Annotated in this window: 18 protein-coding genes; 9 read left to right on the top strand and 9 right to left on the bottom strand. The window is 70.6% G+C overall.

From position 1 onward, the window contains the following. Window positions 1–350: 350 nt before the first annotated feature. From HC028_RS15410 to HC028_RS15385, 6 genes are all read left to right on the top strand, one after another. Window positions 351–3,548 (top strand): PAS domain S-box protein, encoded by a 3,198-nt coding sequence (locus tag HC028_RS15410; protein ID WP_168077909.1) that lies wholly within the window; start codon window positions 351–353, stop codon window positions 3,546–3,548. A 179-nt stretch (window positions 3,549–3,727) separates the two neighbouring features. Further along, window positions 3,728–4,576, top strand: coding sequence for a M15 family metallopeptidase (locus HC028_RS15405; protein WP_168077907.1), 849 nt, complete (start codon window positions 3,728–3,730; stop codon window positions 4,574–4,576). 318 nt (window positions 4,577–4,894) lie between these two features. Continuing rightward, window positions 4,895–6,382 (top strand): NCS2 family permease, encoded by a 1,488-nt coding sequence (locus HC028_RS15400; protein ID WP_203981549.1) that lies wholly within the window; start codon window positions 4,895–4,897, stop codon window positions 6,380–6,382. Window positions 6,383–6,615: 233 nt separating this feature from the next. Beyond that, complete coding sequence (locus HC028_RS15395; RefSeq protein ID WP_168077905.1) at window positions 6,616–7,557, top strand: glucosyl-3-phosphoglycerate synthase; 942 nt, start codon at window positions 6,616–6,618, stop codon at window positions 7,555–7,557. 71 nt (window positions 7,558–7,628) lie between these two features. Then, window positions 7,629–8,441 carry a dihydropteroate synthase gene (folP, locus tag HC028_RS15390; RefSeq protein WP_168078143.1) on the top strand — a complete coding sequence of 271 codons (813 nt, stop codon included), beginning with the start codon at window positions 7,629–7,631 and terminating at the stop codon, window positions 8,439–8,441. A 23-nt stretch (window positions 8,442–8,464) separates the two neighbouring features. Further along, entirely contained in the window at window positions 8,465–9,154 is a 690-nt protein-coding gene (locus tag HC028_RS15385; protein WP_168077903.1) for a class III extradiol ring-cleavage dioxygenase family protein, read from the top strand. Here HC028_RS15385 and HC028_RS15380 read toward each other — a convergent pair. Continuing rightward, window positions 9,135–9,926 carry an IclR family transcriptional regulator gene (locus HC028_RS15380; RefSeq protein WP_168077901.1) on the bottom strand — a complete coding sequence of 264 codons (792 nt, stop codon included), beginning with the start codon at window positions 9,924–9,926 and terminating at the stop codon, window positions 9,135–9,137. The genes HC028_RS15385 and HC028_RS15380 overlap by 20 nt on opposite strands. Window positions 9,927–10,156: 230 nt before the next feature. After that, on the bottom strand, window positions 10,157–13,318 hold the full coding sequence (locus HC028_RS15375) for a M36 family metallopeptidase (RefSeq protein ID WP_168077899.1): 3,162 nt from the start codon (window positions 13,316–13,318) through the stop codon (window positions 10,157–10,159). Between the two features lie 235 nt (window positions 13,319–13,553). On the opposite strand from HC028_RS15375, the gene HC028_RS15370 reads away from it, so the two are divergent. Next, window positions 13,554–14,315, top strand: a complete 762-nt coding sequence (locus tag HC028_RS15370; RefSeq protein WP_168077897.1) for a carbonic anhydrase — start codon at window positions 13,554–13,556, stop codon at window positions 14,313–14,315. A 10-nt stretch (window positions 14,316–14,325) separates the two neighbouring features. Here the strand turns inward: HC028_RS15370 and HC028_RS15365 are convergent, their stop codons facing one another. The 3 genes from HC028_RS15365 to HC028_RS15355 all read right to left on the bottom strand — a co-directional run bounded on the left by HC028_RS15365 (window position 14,326) and on the right by HC028_RS15355 (window position 16,457). Further along, window positions 14,326–14,814 carry a DoxX family protein gene (locus tag HC028_RS15365; protein ID WP_205861435.1) on the bottom strand — a complete coding sequence of 163 codons (489 nt, stop codon included), beginning with the start codon at window positions 14,812–14,814 and terminating at the stop codon, window positions 14,326–14,328. A gap of 65 nt (window positions 14,815–14,879) precedes the next feature. Continuing rightward, on the bottom strand, window positions 14,880–16,049 hold the full coding sequence (locus HC028_RS15360; protein WP_373314014.1) for a saccharopine dehydrogenase family protein: 1,170 nt from the start codon (window positions 16,047–16,049) through the stop codon (window positions 14,880–14,882). Window positions 16,050–16,088: 39 nt separating this feature from the next. Then, window positions 16,089–16,457, bottom strand: coding sequence for a response regulator transcription factor (locus HC028_RS15355; RefSeq protein WP_168077893.1), 369 nt, complete (start codon window positions 16,455–16,457; stop codon window positions 16,089–16,091). A 332-nt stretch (window positions 16,458–16,789) separates the two neighbouring features. Here HC028_RS15355 and HC028_RS15350 point away from each other — a divergent pair, with 332 nt between their 5' ends. After that, entirely contained in the window at window positions 16,790–17,242 is a 453-nt protein-coding gene (locus HC028_RS15350; protein WP_168077891.1) for a hypothetical protein, read from the top strand. 131 nt (window positions 17,243–17,373) lie between these two features. After that, window positions 17,374–18,006 carry a hypothetical protein gene (locus HC028_RS15345; protein ID WP_168077889.1) on the top strand — a complete coding sequence of 211 codons (633 nt, stop codon included), beginning with the start codon at window positions 17,374–17,376 and terminating at the stop codon, window positions 18,004–18,006. On the opposite strand, the gene HC028_RS15340 is transcribed toward HC028_RS15345, so the two are convergent. From HC028_RS15340 to HC028_RS15325, 4 genes are read right to left on the bottom strand one after another with little or no spacing between them, the layout of a single operon-like run. Next, window positions 17,984–18,205, bottom strand: a complete 222-nt coding sequence (locus tag HC028_RS15340; RefSeq protein WP_168077887.1) for a formate dehydrogenase subunit delta — start codon at window positions 18,203–18,205, stop codon at window positions 17,984–17,986. The two genes, HC028_RS15345 and HC028_RS15340, sit on opposite strands and share 23 nt — an antisense overlap. After that, a complete protein-coding gene (gene fdhF, locus HC028_RS15335; protein ID WP_168077885.1) occupies window positions 18,205–21,009 on the bottom strand; it encodes a formate dehydrogenase subunit alpha in 2,805 nt (934 codons plus the stop codon). Before fdhF ends, HC028_RS15340 begins: the two co-directional genes overlap by 1 nt. Further along, the gene (locus HC028_RS15330) at window positions 21,006–22,550 is read right to left on the bottom strand and encodes a formate dehydrogenase beta subunit (RefSeq protein WP_168077883.1); all 1,545 of its coding nucleotides are present in this window, start codon (window positions 22,548–22,550) and stop codon (window positions 21,006–21,008) included. Before HC028_RS15330 ends, fdhF begins: the two co-directional genes overlap by 4 nt. Then, on the bottom strand, window positions 22,547–23,041 hold the full coding sequence (locus HC028_RS15325) for a formate dehydrogenase subunit gamma (protein ID WP_168077881.1): 495 nt from the start codon (window positions 23,039–23,041) through the stop codon (window positions 22,547–22,549). The genes HC028_RS15330 and HC028_RS15325 overlap by 4 nt, the downstream gene beginning before the upstream one ends. Window positions 23,042–23,061 lie beyond the last annotated feature (20 nt).

The raw sequence follows: 23,061 nt of genomic DNA, 5'->3' as shown, positions 1-23,061 counted from the left end.
GCACGAGACACCGGCCCGCCCCCGCAGCCGGCCGAGCCGCAGTACCCGAACGCCGGCGAACAAACTCCCGCGTTTATTACGGATCGGCGACGATTCCTGTCTCGTGGGCGTCACGCGCGGGGCGCCCACGTGATCCGGCTCACCGTGGCTCCACGCGCACGGCTGCAAGCGCCATAACCAACGCTGATTTAGCATCGGCCACGCATAGCGCGCCTGGAATGCCCGAATCCTGCCGGCGCGCAGCGTGTGAATACCTCAAGTCTTCAATCCGCTGACCGATCTGGCGTATCGGCGTAACAGCACGACCGCGCGGCCCATTGGCCGGGCCGGGCACGATCGGAGCACAGCGAGTGAACACGTCTCTGCCGCCCTCGTTCTACGAGCGTGCCCTCGCCGCCGTCGGCCACGCGGTGGTCGCCACCGACCTCGACGGCCGGGTGTTGTACTGGAACGCCGCGGCTGAGGAGCTGTACGGGTACGAGACGGCGCAGGCCGTCGGCCGCCCGCTGACCGACCTCGTCACTCCCACTGCCGGTCGCTTTCGCGCGGTGGGCCGGTGGACGGAGCTGTCCACCAGCGAGTCGTACTCCGGCGACACGGAGGTGCGCGGCAAGGACGGCCGTGTGTTCACGGTTCACGTGGCGTTGACCCCGCTCGTCGGCGACAACGGCGAGGTGGTCGCCGTGCTCGGTGTCTCCTACGACGTCACTGAACGCCGGCTCGCCGAAGAGCGGGCCCGCCACCTCGCCGCCATCGTGGATCACTCCGACGAGGCCATTATCGAGGCGGATCTGCACGGCGTCATCCGTACCGCCAACCCCGCGGTCAAGCGCATGATCGGGTACGAGCCCTCAGAGCTGATCGGGCAGCATGTTCGCCTGCTCGCTCCGGCGGAAGCCGCCCCACAGGTGACAGCCGCCATCGCCGCCGTGGTGGCCGGCGAGTCTCTCGGGGTTCTTCACGTCGAGAACCGCCGCAAGGACGGTTCGCTGATCGACGTGGCGCTCCGCGTGTCGCCGGTACGCGACGAGAGCGGGACGATCGTCGGAATGAGCAGCGTGGCGCGTGACGTCACCGCGGAGACCCACGCGAAGGCGGAGCTTGAAGCGAGCGAGCGCCTCCAGCGGGCCCGGTTCGAGCAGGTACGCCTACCCCAGGCACTGATCTCCATGTCCGGGCATCTCATCAGCGTCAACGACGCACTGTGCCGCTTGCTGGACCGGCGACGCGACGAAATGGAGGGGGTGGCGCTCCACGGGTTCCACCACCCGGACGACACCGGGGTGGGTAACTCGCACATCGCGTCGATGCTGCGCGGGGAAGCCGACTCGGGCACCTGGGAGCGGGTCCTCGCCACCCGGGACGGCTCGGCTGTCCCGGTGCTGAGCCACGCCGCCGTGCTGAAGGACGCCGACGGCACCCCGTACGGCGTCGCGACCTTCCTGCACGACCTGCGCAGCCTACGCGACGCCGAGCGGGCGCTCACCCGTACGGAGGCGCTGTTCAAGGCGCTGGTGCTGCGCGCCAGCGACGCGGCGTTCGTGCTGGACGCCGACGCGAACCTGACCTACGTCTCCCCCGCCGCCATCTCCCTGCTCGGCTACACCCCCGAGGCGATGACCGGCCGCCTCGCCTGGGACTTCATCCACCCGGAGGACCAGCCCGCGTTTCAGCGGGTGTTCGACGAGGTCGCGACCACGGCCGGCCGGTCCGTCACCACCCAGTTCCGGGTGCTCGACGCGCGCGGGGGCTGGCGGTGGATGGAGGACGTCCTCACGAACTGCCTGGACGACCCGGACATCGCGGGAGTCATCTCCAACCTCCGCGACGTCACCTCCCGGGTCGAGGCCGAGCAGGCGCTCCGGGTGTCGGAGGCGCGGTACCGGGCGATCGCGGAGACGGCGCAGGAGGGCATCTGGACGACGGACTCGGCCGGGCGCACCCTGTACGCGAACCAGAAGCTCGCCGACATCCTCGGCATCCCGCTGGAGGAGGTCTACCGCCGGCCCGTACCGGACCTCATGGGCGCCGCCAACGAAAGCTGGATCGCCGACCGGATCCGTCGCCGCGCCGAGCGAGGCGCCGAGGAGTACGAACTGTCGTACCCGCACCCGGACGGCGGGGAACGGGTGCTGCGGTTCAGCGCCAGCCCGCTGCGCGACGACACCGGCCAGTCCGGATCGCTCGCGATGATCGCCGACGTGACCAGCGTCCGCCGGGCCGAGCGCGAACTGCAGCAACGAGCGCTGCGCGACGAACTGACCGGCCTGGCCAACCGCGCGCTGCTGAACGACCGGCTCGAACGCGCGATCTCCCGCGGCGCCCGGGTCAGCAGTCCGGTCACCGTCATCATGGTCGACCTCGACCAGTTCAAGCTCATCAACGACACCTGGGGCCACGAAGCCGGCGACCGACTGCTCGTCTGCGTCGGGAAGCGGCTGGTCGCGGCCGTACGGCCGGAGGACACCGTCGCCCGGTTCGGCGGCGACGGGTTCGTCATCGTCTGCGAGGACACCGACGAGGCGCGCGCTCAGGAGCTTGCCGGGCAGATGGCGGCGGCGTTGGCGGAGCCGTTCGATCTGGACGGTCAACGGGTACACGTCCGGGCCTCCATCGGGATCGCGGTCTCCCCACCGCACTCGGCACCCGATCTCGTGCGCTTCGCCGAGGCGGCCATGTACGACGCCAAGGCCCGCGGCCGCAACCGGGTACAGGTCTTCAACGCCGCGCTCGCCGAGGAGTCGGCCGACCGCCTGGCGCTCACCAATGATTTGCGCGACGCCCTCGCCCGTGACGAACTGGTCCTGCACTACCAGCCGCTGATGAATCTACGGACGGGGGACCTGCTCGGCGTGGAGGCGCTCGCGCGCTGGCACCACCCCACTCGTGGGCCGGTGTCCCCGGCCAAGTTCGTCGCGGTGGCCGAGGCCACCGGGCTGGCGGCGGCGCTCGGCCGGTGGGCGCTCGACCGGGTCAGCCGCGACGTCGCCGTGCTGCGCACCGCCATGCCCCGTGGCCTGCACGTCGCGGTGAACATCTCCGCCGCTCATCTCAGCGATCCCGGTCTGGAGGACGCGGTGCTGTCCGCGCTGCAGGCCGGCCGGATGTCGGCCGACGAGCTGGTGCTGGAGGTGACCGAGAGCACGATGATGGACAACCTCGACCACGCGCGGGCGGTGCTCGAGCGGTTGCGGGAGCACGGTGTGCACTCGGCGATCGACGACTTCGGCACCGGCTACAGCTCGCTCGGCTACCTCAAGCGGCTACCGGTCAGCACCGTCAAGATCGACCGCAGCTTCATCGAGAACATCACCGAGGACGCGGACGCGCTGGCGATCACGTCGTCCGTGGTTCGGCTAGCCGGGGCGATGGGCCTGACGACGGTCGCCGAAGGCGTGGAGAGGCCCGAGCAGCTCGCCGTCCTGCGCGAACTCGGCTGCACGGCGGCGCAGGGTTTCCTGTTCAGCCCCGCGGTCGCGCCGGCCACGCTGGCGGAGATCGTCAAGAACCTGCCCAAGCAGCACTTCGGCGCCCAGCTCGCCGGGTAGGTGGGCCGCCCATCGACGCGCTGCAACGGGGTGAGCAAGGACATGGCAGTCATTCGTACGTGTGGTGATAGACACGCTGCATGTCGGTCTTTCCGCGCCCCCGGAGTCGCGCCCACCGTACTGAGAGGTCTTCTCGGCGAAGCCGCGCCACCCTCCTCGGGGCCGCGCTCGTGACCTGGATGTCGTTGACCGCCTGCGGCGGACCGACGAGTAAGCCGGCGGCAACCTGGTCCACGCGCACCGCGAGCCCGACCGTCTCAGCGCCGGCCACCAGCCCGTCCACCCCCGCCGCTCCCCCGTCGGCCACCGCCGGTGCGGGCCCCGGCGAGCACGCCCCGGCCGGGTTCGTCGCCCTGTCGGACGTGGACCCCACGATCATGCAGGACATCCGCTACGCCACCGACCACAACTTCGTCGGCCGGCCGATCGACGGCTACGTCGAGCCGCTGTGCATCCTCACCCGCCAGGCGGCCGAGGCGCTGCACCGAGTGCAGACCGCCGCCCGCGCCCACGGATACGGCGTCAAGGTCTACGACTGCTACCGCCCGCAGCGGGCGGTCGACGACTTCGTGCGCTGGTCGAGACGCTTCGACGAGCAGAAGACGAAGGCGGAGTTCTATCCGAAGCTGGACAAGTCAGAGCTGTTCAACCAGGGGTACATCGCCGGACCGACCACGCACAGCAGCGGCAGTACGATTGACCTCACCCTGGTCGCCCTGCCGGCGCACACCCAACGCCCGTACGTCGACGGCGAGCAGCTACTGCCCTGCTCGGCACCGGCTGACCAGCGCTTCCCGGACAACAGCGCCGACATGGGTACCGGCTTCGACTGCTTCGACTCGCTGGCCCACACGCTCGATCCCCGCATCACCGGCCCGGCGATGGAGCACCGGCTACTGCTCAAACAACTGATGCAGGACGCCGGCTTCAAGAACTACTCCTCCGAGTGGTGGCACTACTCGCTCACCCAGGAGCCGTACCCGCGCAAGTACTTCGATTTCCCGGTGGCTCGCGGCGCGGTCAGCTGAGCGGGTCACGGACCGCAGCCTCCTCCATCCGGCCAACGCCGAGGGTCCAGCCGTGGGACACGGCACGTCCCCGGAGGGGACAGTTAGTAAGATCACCGCTGCCTCACCCCGCCTGAGCAGGCGGAGCATGCACTCGGCGCAGCTAAGGTGGTGCCTGCGGAGTCGCCCGGACCACGGGGGCTCCGCACACGCCGTACGGGACCCCGTGCGGCGTTGCCGTTCCGACGTTCTCCGGGCTAACCGCCTCGGGACGGCTGCCTCCCTCCCACCCGCCCGTCCGGCCACAACCGGCGGGCCAACCCGGAATGGAGCCACGCCGTGAGCGTGACTACGCAAGATCCCCTACCCCCTGCAGGTAACACCGAGTCCACCTCGGGCCGGAGCGCGCTGGACCGCTTCTTCGAGATCACCCAGCGGGGTTCGACGGTCAAGCGCGAGATCATCGGTGGCCTGACCACGTTCGCCACGATGTCCTACATCGTCGTGCTCAACCCGCTGATGATCGGCACGGCGCCGGACAAGAACGGCGAACTCCTCGGCATCCACCCGGTCGCCAGCGTCACCGCGCTGCTCGCCGCCGTCCTCACCATCATGATGGGCATCATCGGCCGGGTGCCGTTCGCCCTGGCCACCGGGCTCGGCCTCAACGCCATCGTCGCGTTCAGCGTCGCATCGAAGATGTCCTGGGCGGAGGCGATGGGCCTCGTCGTGATCGAGGGCCTGATCATCACCGTCCTGGTGCTCACCGGGTTCCGGACGGCCGTCTTCCGGGCGATCCCGGCCGAGCTCAAGGCGGCGATCGCCGCCGGCATCGGCCTGTTCATCGCGCTGATCGGCTTCGTCGACGCCGGGTTCGTCCGTGGGACCGGGGCCGCGAGCGGGCCGCCCGTCCAGCTCGGCAGCGACACCAGCCTCCACGGCTGGCCGACGGTCGTCTTCGTCTTCGGTCTGCTGCTGACCGGCATCCTGGTCGCCCGCAAGGTCCGGGGTGGCATCCTGATCGGCATCGTCGTGTCCACGGTCCTCGCGGTGATCGTCGACAAGATCGCGAAGCCGGGGGCGGCATTCGTCGACGGCAAGCCCAACCCCGACGGCTGGCGCCTCAACGTGCCGGCGTTGCCGGACCCCCTGTTCAAGGGGCCGGACCTGCACCTGGTCGGCAACATCTCGTTCACGGCGTTCGCGAACGTCGGCGTGGTCACCGCCCTGCTGCTGGTCTTCACGCTCGTGCTCACCGACTTCTTCGACGTCATGGGCACGACCGTCGGCCTGGCCAAGCAGGCCGGCCTGGCCACGAAGGACGGCAACGACATGCCCCGGCTGGGGCGGGTGCTGTTCGTCGACGGTGTCGCCGCGGTCGGCGGCGGCATCACCAACGCGTCGTCGGCGACGACGTACGTGGAGTCCTCCTCCGGCATCGGGGACGGCGCCCGTACCGGTCTGGCCAGCGTCGTCACCGGGGTGCTGTTCCTCGGCGCACTGCTGCTGACCCCGCTGGTGTCCCTGGTGCCGAGCGAGGCGGCAGCCCCGGCGCTGGTCATCGTGGGCGCGATGATGATCGCCCAGGTGCGCGACATCGACTTCAAGGATCTGGGGGTCGCGATCCCGGCGTTCCTGACCATGGTCATGATGCCGTTCACGTACTCGATCACCGACGGCATCGGCGCGGGCTTCGTCAGCTGGGTCGTGATCCGGGCCGCGCAGGGCAAGGCCCGGCAGATCCACCCGCTGATGTGGGCGGTGTCGGCCGCGTTCCTGCTCTACTTCGGGATCAACGTGGTGAAGGCCGTCACCGGTATCAGCTGACGGTGCACCCGTCCCCGCGCCGCTGTCGCCGCTCACTGGCGACAGCGGCGCAGCCGCATCTGGATAGGGTTGTCGGGGCTGAGGTGATCCTCGGTCCTGCGGGATCACCCCGGACGGAGCCGGCGGCCGCACCGCCCCTCGCTTCAGCGATCATGGCAAAGTTGAGGTCGGGCGTTGTCGGCGGTGGCGGCTGATGGCGGTGATGCCGTCGAACAATTGCGAGGACTAAACAGGTGCATGAACGGGCATTGACGTGGTTTCGCGAGCGCAGTTCAAGCTGGAAGGACTGGCCGCTGGACCGATTGCTTGAAGACAAGTTCCGCCAGGATTCACGCATCAGCCTCGTCATTCCCGCCCGTGATGAAGCGGACACGATTTCGGACATTGTCGCCGGGCTGCGTACGGCCTTCGTGAAAGACGCGCCCCTCCTCGACGAGCTTGTCGTCATCGATTCGGACTCACGCGACGCCACGGCGGCCGTCGCCGAGCGAGCCGGCGCCACCGTGTACCGGGCGAGCGACATCACCCCTGAGCACGGCGCCTATCCGGGCAAGGGTGAAGCGCTCTGGAAATCACTCTTCGTCACCAGCGGTGACCTGCTGGTCTTCGTCGACGCGGACCTCACGGACTGGGGGCCGCACTTCGTCACCGGCCTGCTCGGACCGCTGCTGGCCGACCCGGACACGCTCCTGGTCCGGGCCGCCTACACCCGGCTCCGCACCGAGAACGACGGCTCCACCTCACCGGACGGCGGCCGGGTGACGGAACTCGTGGCGCGCCCGCTGCTGAGCCTGTACTGGCCCGAACTGGCCGGGGTCGTCCAGCCGCTCGCCGGGGAATGGGCGATCCGGCGCGAACTGATGGAGTCGCTGAGCATCCCGGTCGGCTACGGCGTCGAGCTTTCCACGCTCGTGGACACCGCTACCCGGCACGGCCTCGACTCGATCGCGCAGGTTCATCTCGGCGCGCGGGCCCACCGGCACCGTACCGACCGGGATCTCGCGGTGACGGCGGCCGAGTTGCTGGTCGTCGCGGACGCCAGGCGGGCCTCCCCCGTCGGATCAGCGGAACTGCAGCAGTTTCTGCAGGATGGGGACTGGGTACGCGCGAACATCCGGCCGGTGCCCACCCACGAGCGCCCGCCGGCTGCGACTGTCCAGGGGAGGTCCGCGTGACTGGTGAACCCCGCGAGGCGGGGCCCCTTCGGCTCGGCCGGCAGTCGTTCGACGTCCACCGCCGTCTCGTCATGGCCATCGTCAACCGGACGCCGGACTCCTTCTACGACCGGGGCGCGACGTGGCACGAGGACGCCGCCATGGAGCGCGTACACGCGGTCGTCGAGGAAGGCGCCGACATCATCGACATCGGCGGTGTCCCCGCCGCGCCGGGTAGCGAGGTCGACGTCGCCGAGGAGATCCGGCGGACCGTGCCGTTCGTGGCGGCCGTCCGGGAGGCGTACCCCGACATCGTCATCAGCGTGGACACCTGGCGGCACGAGGTCGCCCGCGAGGTCTGCGCCGTGGGCGCGGACCTGCTCAACGACACCTGGGGCGGCTGGGACGAACGACTGGCCGAGGTGGCCGCCGAGTACGACGCCGCGTTGATCTGTGCCCACGCCGGTGGCGTACCGCCCCGAACCCGCCCCTTCCGGGTGGCCTACGACGACGTGATGGCCGATGTGCTCGACCGGACGCTCGCCCTGGCGCGGCGCGCCGCCGACGTGGGCGTCGACCCGGCCCGCATCCTGATCGACCCGGCCCACGACTTCGGCAAGAACACGTGGCACTCCCTGGAGATCACGCGTCGGCTCGACGAGATGGTGGCGACGAACTGGCCGGTCCTCGTCTCGCTGTCCAACAAGGATTTCGTCGGGGAGACGCTCGACGCCCCGCTGACCGACCGCCTCGCGGGCACGCTGGCCACGACCGCCGTCTCCGCCTGGCTGGGCGCGCGGGTGTTCCGGGTCCACCAGGTCCGGGAGACCCGGCAGGCGTTGAGGATGGTCTCGGCCATCCGTCGGGAGATCCCGCCGGCCCGCACCGTCCGCGGCCTGGCGTGACCGGAGCAACGGAGTCTGAACCGATGATCGTTTCTGCTGTCCTGTGCCCGAGCCCGCCGCTGCTCGCCGCCGAGCTCTCCGGGTCGGACCCCGCTGCCGCGCAGTTGCGCGAAGCGTGCTCGGCCGCGGTGGCGACGCTGGTCGCGAGCGCCCCCGACCTGATCGCGGTGGTCGGGGCCGCGGATCGTACCGAGACCTGGCCGGAGGACGCGAAAGCGAACCTGTCCGCCTACGGCGGGTTGGCCCGATCCGACGTCACCCACCCGGCCCCGCTCGCGGTCGGCCTGGGCGCGCTGCTGCTCGACGAGAACGGTTACGCCGGTCCACGCCTGCTGCGATCGGTGGGGTACGACGAACCGCTGTCGGGGTGCCTCGACCTCGCGGCGGAGATCAGCCGCTCCGCGCCGCGGGTCGGCCTGCTCGTCATGGCCGACGGAACGGCGCGCCGCACGCTGAAGGCGCCGGGGTACCTCGACGAACGCGCCACTCCATTCGACGCGGAGATCCAACGCGCGATCTCCGACGCCGATCTGGCCGCGCTCCACGCGCTGGACCGCGACCTCGCCCGTGAACTGATGGCGACGGGGTGGCCCGCGCTCCAGATACTCGCCGGCGCGTTCGGCGACCGCCAGGTGAGTACGAAGGTCCGCTACGCCGACGCTCCGTTCGGCGTGGGTTACCTGGTAGCTGCTATCAACGCGGCGAAGGAGTAGACGCGCCGAGGCGCATGAACCCACTGGCGCTGATCACCTCGGCCGCCTCCCGGATCGCCGACAGGTACCGCTCGAGCCGCTCGTCACCGAACCGCCCCGTGGGTCCGGCCAGCGTGAGCGCGGCCGTCACCGCGCCGTCCTTGTCGACAAGGGGCACCGCGATCACCGACAGCGCGTCTTCGCGCTCCCCGTGACTCACTGCGTAGCCCTGCTCGCGCACCTCCGCCTGCCACTGTCGCATCAGGGGCAGCCTCCCCGCGCCGTCCGGCGTCTCCGCCGCGATCTTCGCGAGGTCGTCGTCGGGTAGATCGCGGATGAGGACGCGGGCGGTCGGCCCGGCCCATAACGGCCCGTCGTGACCGACCCGCACCACGGTGCGCAACGCGTGGAGACTCTCCTCCTGGGCCACGCAGACCCGACGCACCCCCTGCCGCACCCAGACGCTCGCGGACTCCTGGGCCGTCTCGACCAGCGCGCGGAGGGCTCGCCGCGACTCCAGCGGCAGCTCCCAGGAACTACTCGCGAGCCGTGCCCAGCGCAGCAGGCCCGGGCCGGGGGCGTACCGGTTGCCGCCCACGGCCCACAGCAGCCCGTGGTCCTCCAGGGTGGCCACCAGCCGGATGAGCGTGGTCCGCGCCAGCCCGGTCTCGTCCTGGAGTTCCCGCAGCGTGATCACGGTCCGCTCGTCGGTCAGCCGGGACAGGATCTGCAGTGCCCGCGTCACGCTGCGGACACCGGCCGCAGCACTGCCCTGTTCATGCGACTCGTCCACAGAAACCCCCCGGTCTGATGCACGCGATGCAAATTTGCCGTACGCGAGGGAGTACGGTACGCGAGCGCCAGGCCGACAACGCCGCGGGCTCCTCCTCCATCCAGTCAGGAGATACCCAGCCGCACGGCTGCCGTAGTCTCGAAAAGCAGACAGCAGGGCAGAAAACAAACTGGTGGGGGCGGCTACCGGAGCTCCGGTAGCCGCCCCCACCAGTTACGGCGTGATAACCATCACTGGGTGTCGGTAGCGGTGAGCGTGATCGGCACCGCGGCGCCCAACCAGAGCTGGCTGAGCACGTACCGGGTACCGCTCGGCAGATTGCCGGACTCGTCGGCGGCCGACGACGCCGCCTTGCCGATCAACGCGCACGACGCGTCGTAGAAGTACACGTCGATGTCGTACGGGGCGGTGCCGCCGCCGCGGACCTCGACCTTGTGCAGGCCGTCACCGAAGCTGTCCGGCAGCTTCGTCACCCAGGCATCCGCACCCTGCACCGGAGCGGGCGGCACTCCGCACGCCGCCTTGAACGCGTTGGCGGTCACCCCGGTCGCGTCGTCGGTCGCGCCGGTCGACGGGTTCGCGGCGAGGATCGTCCCGGCATCGGTCACCGGCGCGTCCGGCGGCGACGGCGGCAGCGGCTCGACGCCGTGCACGTTCTGCGCGAAGATCTGCAGTTCGGCAACCTGCACGCCGGTCTTCGTCTCACCCTGGGCGCTGTCGGTCCAGAACCGGATGTACTGTGCCTGCACCGGAGTGGCCGGGGTGAACTGCTTGTAGTGCAGGTCGGGCGCGGTCGGGCGGGGCGTGGAGTACCCGAAGGCATCGGCCTTCACCAGCGCCGTCTTCCAGTTGACCCCGTCGGTGGAGGTCTGCAGGGTGAACCCGCGCAGCCCCTCGAACCGGGCCGAGGCGAACGCGCTGACCTGGACCGACGAGATGTTCGCCGGGGCGGCCAGCTTGACCACCGCCTGCCCGGTACGCGGCGCCGCCTTCCAACTGCTCGCCTCGGTGTCGTCGAGCATCTTGTCCGCGCCGTCCGCGCTGGCTGACACGACGGTCGCGCCGTTGGTGGTCGACGCGAGGTTCGGGGCGAGCGAGAAGCGCAGCGACGTCGTCTTGCCGGCCGCCACCTGCACGCCGGGGAACGTCCGCGCGCCGAAGCCGGGCGCGGCGATAGTGACCGGGTAGGTGCCGTCAGTCACCGACGCGGAGAACCCACCGGTCGCGGACGATTTCGCGAGCGGCGAGACGCGTGCCTCGAACACCCCGAGCATGATCCGGGCTCCGGGGATCGCCTTACCCGTGGCGGCGTTGACGACCGTCCCGGTCAGCGTTCCGTTGCGGGCGGGGTTGGAGTGGGTGAACGACGGCACCGGGTCGGTGTCCTCGCCGCCCTTCGTGCTGGCGTGCACGCCGAGGCCGCGCTTGGCGAAGGCGCCGTAGACGAGGTCGACGACCGTGTCGTAGTCCATTCGGCTGTGGTAGCGGTTGTCCAGCGCGGTGCGGATCGCGTCACGCATGTCCACGAAGGACGGATCCGGCGGCGACAGCGGCATGGCGTCGGTGATCATCCGGGCGGCCATCTCGCCGCCGGCCGCCTCGCCGAAGCGGGCGACGAGCGCCTTGCGCAGGTCCCACAGCGTCGCGGTCCAGATCTCGCCGTCGGAGTGGACCTCGGCGCCGCCCAGGTCGTACCCGACGTCGCCGAAGGTCGTCGGGTTGGCGTCGTAGTCCCAGTTGCGGATGCCGCGCTCGGCGTTGCCGGTGACGTGCTGGCCCACCACGGCGGTCTTGGCCAGGCCGTTGCGGTACAGGTAGTTCAGCGCATACCAGTCGCCCCAGCCCTCACCCATCGAGCCGGACTGGTGGGTGTTGAGGGCGTTGTCTTCACCGCTGACGTACCGGTTGGACAGGCCGTGCGCGTACTCGTGCTCGATCACTGAGGCGTCGAAGTTGCCGTCGGAGTACGGGCCCTCGAAGCTGTCGTTGATCGGCTCCCAGAGGAACATGCCGCTCCACGGCGGGATGCCGTCGGGGAGCGTGAGCATGTATGCGTTGTCGCGCCCGGTGTACGTCGGCGCGCCGCCGCTCACCGCCCCGGCGTGCACGAGCCCGAGGACCGGGTCCCCGCCCTGGCCGCCGTTGCTGCCATTGTTGACCTGGAAGTTACCCGCCGTCTCGGTGAAACCGTACGAGTAGAGCTCGTCGTGGATACGGTTGTGGTTCCAGAACAGGTTCGTCGCCGCCGGGTCGAGGTCGAGCGCGTAGCTCGGCGGTGTCGTCTGGCCCTTGGTACGCGCCCAGTTGGCGCCGTACGCGTAGTTGAACTGGCCGGTCGGGCTGACCGGGCGCGGCCCCTGGTCGGCGGGGACCAGGAAGTTCGAGTAGTTGGCGTACGTGTTGGCATTGTTGCCCAGGGTCGTCGGGCCGGGGAGGCCGGCCAGCCCGGTCGGGTCGACGTAGCCCGACGGGGACTGTGCGGTCGGGCCGAAGGGCTTGATCACCGGGGTGCCGCCGGCGGGGGCGCCGGGGTAATTCTCGTAGACGGTGCCCTCGGCCTCGTGCTCGACGAGCGAGGCCTGGTAGAGCGTCTCGCCCGTCTCGGCGTCGACCACCGTGTCCCACGCCTCGTCGAGACCCTTGACGAAGAGCACGCGGTACGCCGGACGGGCGCCGTCACGCACCGGGAACGCGGCCTTCTGGACGTACGAGTCGCCGGCGAACGGACCCTTGGCGAAGACCTGGAAGCCGGCCCGCTCCCCCGCAGCCTGGGCGGTGTAGCTCACCGCCGGCGCAAGCTTGCCGGAGACCTTCTCCAGCGCCTGTCCAGCGGCGAGCTGGTGGGTGGCGAGGAGCTTGCCGCCCCGCGCGGAGTCGCCGGCGTACGAGAGGATCCTGCCGTCGCTGGTGACCGCGATCCCGAGGTGTCCGCCGCGGACGGCGGGCAGCCCGGCGTAGGTCTGTGCGAAGTTGATGACGCGGGTGCCGGTCCCGACGAGTTCGTGGTTGCGGACGACGGTGAGCGCCGCGACGTCCGACGCGGAGAGTCCGAAGACGTCCCGATTGTCGTCGATGAACGACCGGGCCACCGTCACCGGATCTCCCGTGCGCGGGCCGGTGAGCCAGCCGGCGTCCTTCCGGATGGTCCGCGGGGTGCCGAAGCGGGATTCCCAGGTCACCCGGGCGCCGGCCCCGGCCGCCCGGACCAGGTCGCGGACGGCGTCGAGCTGGGTCTGGGTTGGCTGGACGACTGCCGCGGTGCGGCGCACGTCGGTTGCCGCCTCGCCGGCCGAGCCCGGGACCGGTTCGACGACCGCGCCGGCCTGCCCCGGAGCGAGCGCGAGCACGGCGGACAGGACCGCCCCGACCGCCAGGTACTTACGTATCTGCATTGATGCTCCTGTGGGGGTAGGTGGAGCTGTTGCAGTAGTCATCGCGGATGGTGATCGGTGTGTAACAAGGCGGCGGCCGCCTCAGTCCTCCGGGTGACGGATGACCTCGGGTGACCGCTCCGGTAACAGGACCGTCAAGCAGCCCGTATCGGCCGGTGCGCACCGACGAGGGCCGATGATGGGAGAATGGCCCTATCGACTCGCGAGTCGGCGTCTCGCGCGTGAGGATCCTGCCATGACTCGACCGCTGTCTCGCCGTCATCTGTCCCGTCGCCATCTCATCCAGCTGGCCGGCGTCGCGGGCGGCGCGGGCCTCGCCACAGCCCTGGGCGCGCCCGCATCCGCGGCTGCCCTTGCCCCACCGGCCCCCGCCGCCGCCGGCACCGACCCGTCCACCGAGCCTCTCCCGCCCAACCCGCGCGAGGCGCTCGCCGTTCTCCTCGCGGGCAACAAGCGCTGGGCCAGCGGGCGCCTGCGTCGCCCCCACCAGTCGATCATGCGGCGGGAGGCGGTGGCGGCCCTCCAGTCACCGTTCGCCGTCGTGTTCTCCTGCATCGACTCCCGGGTGCCGCCCGAGTTGGTCTTCGACCGCGGGCTCGGTGATCTCTTCGTCATCCGTACGGGCGGGCAGAGCGTGGACGCCGTGACCCTGGGCAGCATCGAGCTCGGGCCCGAGGAGTTCAACACCGGCCTGATCATGGTGCTCGGGCATGAGCGCTGCGGCGCCGTCGCCGTCGCCATCGAGGCCATCGCCGAGAACGGGGGCCGGGCTCCGGGTTGTGTCCAGGCGGTCGTCGACGCCCTGCGCCCCGCGTACGACGTCGCCGTCCGTCAACCCGGCGACCTGGTCGAGAACACGGTACGCGCGCAGGTCACCCTGACCGTCGCCCGGTTGAAGGCCGACACCCTGCTCGCCGAGCGCGTCCGCACCGGGGCGCTGCTCGTCGTCGGCGGGCGGTACGACCTCGACACCGGGCGCGTCGACGTCATCGCCTGACGAGGCGTCCTCAGCGGACGGTTGGCGGTGAGTCCGGGTTCGGCTCGGTCACCCGGTCGTCCGGGCCGGCGCTCCGGTCGCCCCGGCGACGGCGGGAGAAGACCAGGTGGTCGAGGCTGAACCGGCCGGCGCCGACGACGGCCAGCAGCAGGACAGCGGCGCCGAGGGCGATCACCAGTTCGCCGCCCCGCTCCTGGACGAAGATGCCGTGCCGGGCGTGGACGAGCAAGTACGCGCCGACCATGTCCACAAACACCAGGAGCCCGACGACCGGCACGCCCAGCCCGAGGATCAGGGCGACGCCGCCCAGCAGTTCGACGAGCGTGGCGAACCAGGCCGACACGGTCGGCAGCGGCACCCCGAGCTGGTCGAAGGACGCGGCCGTGCCCCTGACCCCGAAGGTTGCAAACTTCTGCCAGCCATGGGCGACGAACACGACGCCGACACCGACCCGGGCGATCAGGATAGCCAGATCACGGGCAACGGACGCAATCACCATAACTACCCCTCCCTCGTGATCGCCGAGTCCGGCTACCCGGCCGCAGGGGCACCAAACGGGAGGGTCTAGCCGGGTGAAATTACGCGGAAGGTAATGCCGGCCCGCTCCAGGCGAGCGCGCAGCGAGTCGCCCATCGCCACCGCGGTGGTCACCTGCCCGGCCGTCTGCGGCAGCGGATCGTACGCCAGGCACAGCGCCGACTCGGCCAGCATCTTCGCCGTCTCCCCGTACCCCGGATCTCCCCCGGCGACCTCGGTGACGACCCGCCGGTCGCCGCTCTCTCCGATGAACCGCACCCGGAACCACCCCTTCTCGCGCTGAACAGGTGTCGGGCCGGTGCCGGACGGGCGCATCCGGAGCAGCAGCTTCCTGGTGGGCGGCAGCTGGGCGAGGGCGAACGTACCCGCCACCACAGTGGTCAGCCCCGCCGCCACGAGCGGATTCTTCGACGTCAGGAAATGGCTGTACTCGAAGTCGGGGCCGTACGCCTCGAGCATCTGCGCCGAACGGGCCACGATCTGGGGGTCGATCGTGGGCAGCGGGAGCACCCAGGCGTCCACGCCACGGTCGTAGCCGGGACGCCCCTGCACGGCCCGCACCCGGCGCTCGCCGGGGCGCGGCGGCTGCGCGCGGCGCCGCTCGCGGTGTACGGCGGCCGCCTGACGGAAGCGCGCGAACGCGGTCACCGCCGACTCGAGCGTCCCGCCGGAGAGGACACCACCGGCGCTGACGTACCCGCGCAGCCGGATCGGCCGGGCGGGTGGGAATTGCTCGACGGTGAACAGCGCTCCGAGGTCGTGCGGGATGGAGTCGAACCCGCAGGCGTGCACGAGCCGGGCACCCGTCCGCTCCGCCGTGGCGTGGTGGCGCAGGTACATGCGGTCGACGAACTCGGGCTCCCCGGTCAGGTCGACATAGTCGGTGCCGGCCGCCGCGCAGGCCGCGACGAGCGGCTCGCCGTACCGGATGTACGGGCCGACCGTGGTGATGACCACCCGGGATACTTCCGCCAGCCGGCGCAACGATGTCGCGTCGGTGACGTCGGCGTCGAGGATCGCCACGTCGACGCCGAGCCGGTCGCGCAACGCCGCCAGTTTCTCGCGGTTACGTCCAGCCAATGCCCACCGCATACCCGCCGGGGCATGGGCGGCCAGGTACTCGGCCGTGAGCCCGCCGGTGAAGCCCGTCGCACCGAAGAGGGCGATGTCGTAGTCGCGCCGTTGGGGAGCTGTCACGGGTACCAGGTTAGTAAGCCATTGGCGGGGCGGCATCCGTCAGCGGACGCTACCGAACATCCCGCCGACGAGTTCGAGCAGTTGGTCGGCGCTGAACGGCTTCGCGAGGAAGTAGTCGACACCGTCCGCCCACGCCCGCGCCGCGGAGTCCGGGTCCGCGGCGGCGGTGAGCATGATGACGGGCACCGGATCTCCGTGCTGGCTGCGGACGTTCTTGAGCACGCCGTAGCCGTCCATGCCCGGCATCATGACGTCGAGCACGATGCAGTTGGGCGAGAAGTCTTTCACCGCGTCGACCGCGGCGAGCCCTTCGGCGGCGGTCCGGACCTCGTGCCCGTTCATCCCCAACACATCGGCGAGAAGCTGCCGGACCGCCGGGTCGTCATCAACGACGAGGATCCGCGCCATCACATTCCACTTTCGTCTGGATCGGCTCGGCCCATGACCATCCGGGTCCACGGCGTGGTCGGTACCGGCTGGCGCTGAAGGTACGGGTCGGTACCTTCTCCAGCTTTCATTGGTGCATTTCCTGCAATTTTACCTTCCATGAAATCGGCAACTATCCGGACGAAGGCACCTCAACCAGACCACTGACGGGCCATCGTCCGTCCGTCGGACGCCGGCCGGGCTATGCGCCGCCGCCGCGACGCTCGCAGCAATGTGGACAGGTTCGTGTCCACATTGCGGAACGCTCCCCACCGGGTCGGCCGCAGGCGCACCTACTTCGATATCTTGGTTGCATGGCCGTTTCGCTTCCCCGCCGGTGGTGGGGATCGCGACGGCTGTTTTCGTTCACCACCGGGCTGACCCTGCTGGCCCTGACGGTCGGCAGCGGAATTGACACCGCCACCGCGGGGCCGGCCGAGCCGCTGCGCGCCGCGACCGTCGCGTCGGTCACCGCCCCGACCGCGACTACGATCTCCGGCGGTGTCGCCACCGGCCTCGGGGTCACCACCAACTCGGTGGCACCGGACGGCTCCGCCGCCGGGGCGGCGCCCGACAGCCACAGCCGAGCCGGCATCGCGCCGCCCGACAGCCACAGCCGAGCCGGCATCGCGCCGCTCGGCACGCCCGTCGGGCAACCGGTGGGTGGATCGTCGTGGTCGACCACGGCGCGCCCCGACGCCCGACCGCTGACCGGCGTGGCAGTCACGCCCCGCGGACCGCGCGCCCCACCACGTCACCTGGCCTAGCCGGCCACAGCCGACCGCCCCCCCTTCGGGGGCGTAGCTGGCGTTGCTGTGCCGGCTGCTTCTCGCATCCGCCCGCCCTCGTCGGCGGCGCCCCCTCCTCCCTCGGACACCACGACTTCGGTGAGGTTGCCATGCTCGAAACTGCCCAGCAAAGCCTGCTCATCGGTGCCCGCAACGCCCTCGGCGTGTGGGTCGTTCTCGTCAGCCTGGCCGTATTCGGGTTCGCGCTGATGTACGCGCCCACCTGGCGCGAGCGCATGCTACGGGCCCGGGTACGGGCCGGTGCGGCAAAGCTGCGTCGCGAGCGGCATGAAGCCCAACTCCGCTGTGCGCAGGAACTGACCACGGCAGCCGCCAACGCCACCATGACCGCGCAGCGCCGCCGCGCCGCCTGGGAGGCCGCCCACACCGCGGTGGAGAGCGCCTGGCGGGCCTTTGAAGAAGCCGACGCCGCCGCCCACCGCGCCGCCGCGGCCGCCGCGTTCGCCCCCGCTGACGGCGACCGCGATCAGGACCCGTCAGTGGTGGAGCTGCGGCGGCTCCTCGCCACCCGTGAGCACCTGCTGAGCGCCTACCTCAACGCGTCCGCCGCGGAACGCCTCGCCTGGCGGGACGCCGACATCGCCGTCGCCGCGAAGACCAGCCTGGCCACCGAGGCGCTCACCGCCGCGCAGCTGGCGGAGCAGCCGTCTCAGCCGGTGCCGGTGCGCATTCCGCGCCAGCGCACCGCCACGTCGATCCTCAGTGGACTTTCTGCTCCCTGAGCAGCGCGACAACGTCGATGATCAACACGTCGAGGCCGGCACCGCCGGCCTCGACGTGTGCGATGAGCTGGGTACGCATGCGCGGGTCCCAGAAGCTGCGCAGGTGCGCGGCGATCTCGGCGGCCGCCTCGCCGGGCTCCCAGTGGCGGAACTGAACGGCGATCTCGTTGGCCAGCCGCACGTAAGGAAGGGCCTCCATCAGTCCGCCAGCGCCGAAGTCGACAGTTCGTTGGTGGCCACGCTGACCTGCTTGAGCCCCACCTGTACCGCGGTCACCTTGTACTCCGGGCAGTTCGTCGCCCAGTCGGAGTTCTCGGTGGTCACCACGTTGGCGCCGGTGACGGGGTGGTGGAAGGTCGTGTAGACCACCCCCACCGGCATCCGGTCGGTGATGCGGGCCCGCAGGCTGGTCTCACCGACCCGGCTGGCCAGGGTCACCAGGTCGCCGTCGGAGATGCCGCGCACCTCCGCGTCGTGTGGGTGAAGCTCCAGCAGGTCCTCCGGGTGCCAGGCCACATTCGGAGTGCGCCGGGTCTGCGCGCCGACGTTGTACTGGGACAGGATGCGCCCGGTGGTGAGGATCAGCGGGAAGCGCCGCGTGCTGCGCTCCTCGGTCGGTACGTACGTGGTCTCGATGAACCGGCCCTTACCGCGGACGAACCCGTCGACGTGCATGATCGGCGTGCCCTCGGGCGCGGCGTCGTTGCACGGCCACTGGATGCTGCCGACCTCGTCGAGCTTGCGGAACGAGACACCGGCGAAGGTCGGGGTGGTGATGGCGATCTCGTCCATGATCTGGCTGGAGTCGTCGTAGTGCATCGGGTACCCCATCGCCTGCGCGATCTCGCAGACGATCTGCCACTCGTGCTTGCCCGTCTTGGGCGCCATCACCGGGCGTACCCGATTGATCCGGCGCTCGGCGTTGGTGAACGTGCCGTCCTTCTCCAGGAACGACGTTCCGGGCAGGAACACGTGCGCGAACTTGGAGGTCTCGTTGAGGAACAGGTCCTGCACGACCACCAGTTCCATGGCCGACAGCGCGGCCGTGACGTGCTTGGTGTTCGGGTCGGACTGGGCGATGTCCTCGCCGTGCACGAACAGCGCCCGGAAGGAGCCCTCGATCGCGGCGTCGAACATGTTGGGGATCCGCAGGCCCGGCTCGGCCAGCAGGGTGCGGCCCCACAGCGTCTCGAAGACGGTGCGGACGGCGTCGTCGGAGACGTGCCGGTAGCCCGGCAGCTCGTGCGGGAACGAGCCCATGTCGCAGGAGCCCTGGACGTTGTTCTGCCCGCGCAGCGGGTTCACGCCGACGCCGTCGCGCCCGATGTTGCCGCATGCCATGGCGAGGTTGGCCATGCCCATCACCATCGTCGAGCCCTGGCTGTGTTCGGTCACCCCGAGGCCGTAGTAGATGGCCGCGTTGGGCGCGGTTGCGTACAGCCGGGCGGCCGCCCGCAGTTCGGCAGCCGGGACGCCGGTGATCTGCTCGACCGCCTCCGGGCTGTGCTCCGGGCGGGCGATGAACGCCGCCCACTCGGCGAAGCCCTCACAGCGCTCCGCGACGAAGTCCCGGTCGACGAGGCCCTCGGTCACCACGACGTGCGCCATCGCGTTGACGACGGCGACGTTGGTGCCGGGGGCCAGCTGGAGGTGGTGGGTCGCCTCGACGTGCGGGGAGCGTACGAGGTCGATGCGGCGCGGGTCGACGACGATCAGCTTGGCGCCCTCGCGCAGCCGCCGCTTCATCCGGGAGCCGAACACCGGGTGCCCGTCGGTGGGGTTGGCCCCGATCACCACGATGACGTCGGCCTTGGCCACGGACTTGAAGTCCTGGGTACCGGCCGAGGTGCCGTACGTCTGCTTGAGCCCGTACCCGGTCGGGGAGTGACAGACCCGGGCGCAGGTGTCGACGTTGTTGTTGCCGAACGCCGCCCGCACCATCTTCTGGACGACGTACACCTCTTCGTTCGTGCACCGCGACGAGGTGATGCCGCCGACCGCGCCGACGCCGTGCCGGTCCTGGATGTCGCGCATCCGCTGGGCGGTGTAGCTGATCGCCTCTTCCCAGGAGACCTCGCGCCACGGGTCGGTGATCCGCTCCCGGATCATCGGCTTCATGACCCGATCCGGGTGGCTGGCGTAGCCGAACGCGAACCGGCCCTTGACGCAGGAGTGGCCCTCGTTGGCGCCGCCGTCCTTGTACGGGACCATCCGCACAACCTCGTCGCCGCGCATCTCGGCCTTGAACGAGCAGCCCACGCCGCAGTACGCGCAGGTGGTGAGCACCGTGCGGTTCGGCATGCCGAGCTCCACGACGGAGCGCTCCTGCAGCGTGGCGGTCGGGCAGGCCTGCACACAGGCGCCGCAGGACACGCACTCGGAGTCCAGGAAGCTCTCGCCGTTGCCGGCGGTGACCTTCGAGTCGAACCCGCGGCCGGAGATCGTCAGCGCGAAGGTGCCCTGGACCTCGCCGCAGGCCCGCACACAACGCGAGCAGGCGATGCACTTGCTCGCGTCGAAGTCGAAGTACGGGTTGGAGGTGTCCTTGGGCGCGTCGAAGTGGTTCTCGCCCTCAAAGCCGTACCGGACCTCCCGCAGGCCCACGACTCCGGCCATGTCCTGCAGTTCGCAGTCCCCATTGGCCGAGCAGGTCAGGCACTCCAGGGGGTGGTCGGAGATGTACAGCTCCATGACACCCTTACGCAGCTTGTCGAGCTTCGGCGTCTGGGTGTGTACGCGCATGCCCGGTGCGACCGGCGTGGTGCAGGACGCCGGGGTGCCCCGGCCGCCCTCGACCTCCACCAGACACAGCCGGCAGGAGCCGAACGGCTCCAGGCTGTCGGTGGCGCACAGCTTCGGGATGTCGATGCCGGCGAGCGCCGCCGCCCGCATGACCGAGGTGCCTTCCGGCACCCGTACGTGCTGACCGTCGATCTCGACATCGACGGTCGCCTCGCCGACGCGGGCCGGGGTGCCGAGGTCCGGCTCCTTGAGCAGGCTCATTGTTCGCCTCCGAAGTCATCGGGGAAATGCTGCAGCGCGCTGCGCACCGGGAGCGGGGTCAGCCCGCCCATCGCACACAGCGACCCCTCGGTCATGAGGTCGCACAGGTCGTTCAGGACCACGAGGTTCTTCGACCGGTCCTGCCCCGCCACGATCCGGTCGATGACCTCGACGCCACGCACGGCGCCGACCCGGCAGGGGGTGCACTTGCCGCAGGACTCCGCGGCGCAGAACTCCATGGCGAAACGCGCCTGAGCCGCCATGTCCACGGTGTCGTCGAAGACGACGACACCGCCGTGGCCGACCATCGCGCCCGCCGCGGCGAACGCCTCGTAGTCCATCGGCAGATCCAGCTGGGACACCGGCAGGTACGCGCCGAGCGGCCCGCCGACCTGGACGGCCCGTACCGGCCGGCCGGTACGGGTACCGCCGCCGAAGCGCTCGACCAGGTCGCCGAGGGTGATGCCGAAGTCGGTCTCGACGATGCCGCCGCGGGCGATGTTGCCGGCAAGCTGGAAGACCTGCGTGCCGCGGGAGCGCCCGACGCCGTGCGCGGCGAAGGCCGCCGCGCCGTCGGCCAGGATCATCGGTACCGACGCCAGGCTGAGCACGTTGTTGACGACCGTCGGCTTGCCGAACAGGCCCTGCAGCGCCGGGATCGGCGGCTTGGCCCGGACCATGCCGCGCTTGCCCTCCAGGCTTTCGAGCATGGAGGTCTCTTCGCCGCAGATGTACGCGCCGGCGCCGACCCGGACGAACAGGTCGAACGACAGGTCCGAGCCGAAGATCCGCTCCCCCAGCCAGCCGTGCGCGTACGCGATCTCGATCGCCTGGCGGACCGTGGCGACGGCGTCGGGGTACTCCGAGCGGATGTAGATGTAGCCCTCGCTGGCGCCGACCGCATACGCGGCGATCGCCATGCCCTCGATGAGGGTGAACGGGTCGCCCTCCATGAGCATGCGGTCGGCGAAGGTGCCGCTGTCGCCCTCGTCAGCGTTGCAGCAGACGAACTTCAGGTCCGCGGTGGCGTTGCGGACGGTGTTCCACTTGATGCCGGTCGGGAAGCCGGCGCCGCCGCGCCCACGCAGGCCGGACTCGGTGACCTCGGCGACGACCTGCTCACGCGTCAGTTCGAGGGCCCGCCGCAGGCCGGCCAGGCCGCCGTGGGCGAGGTAGTCGTCGGCCGAGAGCGGGTCGGTGACGCCGACCCGGGCGAACGTCACCCGCGTCTGGTCGCGAAGAAAGGGAATGTCCTCGGTACGCCCGAGCCGCAGGTCGTGCGGTGCGCCGTCGAGCATCCCGGCGGCGATCAGGCCGTCGACATCCTCGGGGTTCACCGGGCCGTAGGCGATCCGACCCGCGGGCGTCTCCACCTCCACGAGGGGCTCGAGCCAGAGCGCGCCGCGCGAGCCGTTGCGCACGAGGCGGATCGGGCGTTCCGCCGCGATAGCAGCGCCTTCGATCAGGGCGGCGACGTCGTCCGCGCCCACCGACCGGGCCGCCGAGTCGCGGGGGACGTAGACCGTGACCGGGCTGTTCACGCGTCGACCTCCAGCAGGCCGTCGAGGCGGTCGGCGTCGACCCGGCCGTACAGCCGGTCGCCGACCTGGACGGCCGGCGCGAGCGCGCAGTTGCCGAAGCAGAAGGTCTGCTCCAGGGTCACCGCACCGTCCGGGGTCGTCTCGCCGAACGCGACGCCCAGCCGCGCCTGCGCGTGGCCCGCGAGGGCGTTCGCCCCCATCGCCTGGCACGCCTCGGCGCGGCAGATCCGCACGGTCGTGCGGCCGGCCGGGGTGGAGCGGAAGTCGTGGTAGAAGGTGACGACGCCGTGCACGTCCGCCCGGGAGAGGTTCAGCTCGTCGGCCAGGATCGGGATCACCGCCGGGTCGACGTAACCCAACTCCGACTGGATGCTGTGCAGGATCGGCAGCAGGGCACCGCGGTCGCCGCGGTGGGTCGCCACGATCGACCGCACCTGCTGCTCCAACGACTGCTCCGCCTGTTCGACCGGCGGCTGCGGCAGTGGTGCCATGTACCACCCCTCCGTTCGCG

The organism is Planosporangium flavigriseum (assembly GCF_011947225.1).
Lineage (GTDB): Bacteria > Actinomycetota > Actinomycetes > Mycobacteriales > Micromonosporaceae > Planosporangium > Planosporangium flavigriseum.
The sequence above is the reverse complement of the archived record's forward strand: the minus strand, read 5'-3'. Positions and strand labels throughout refer to the sequence as shown.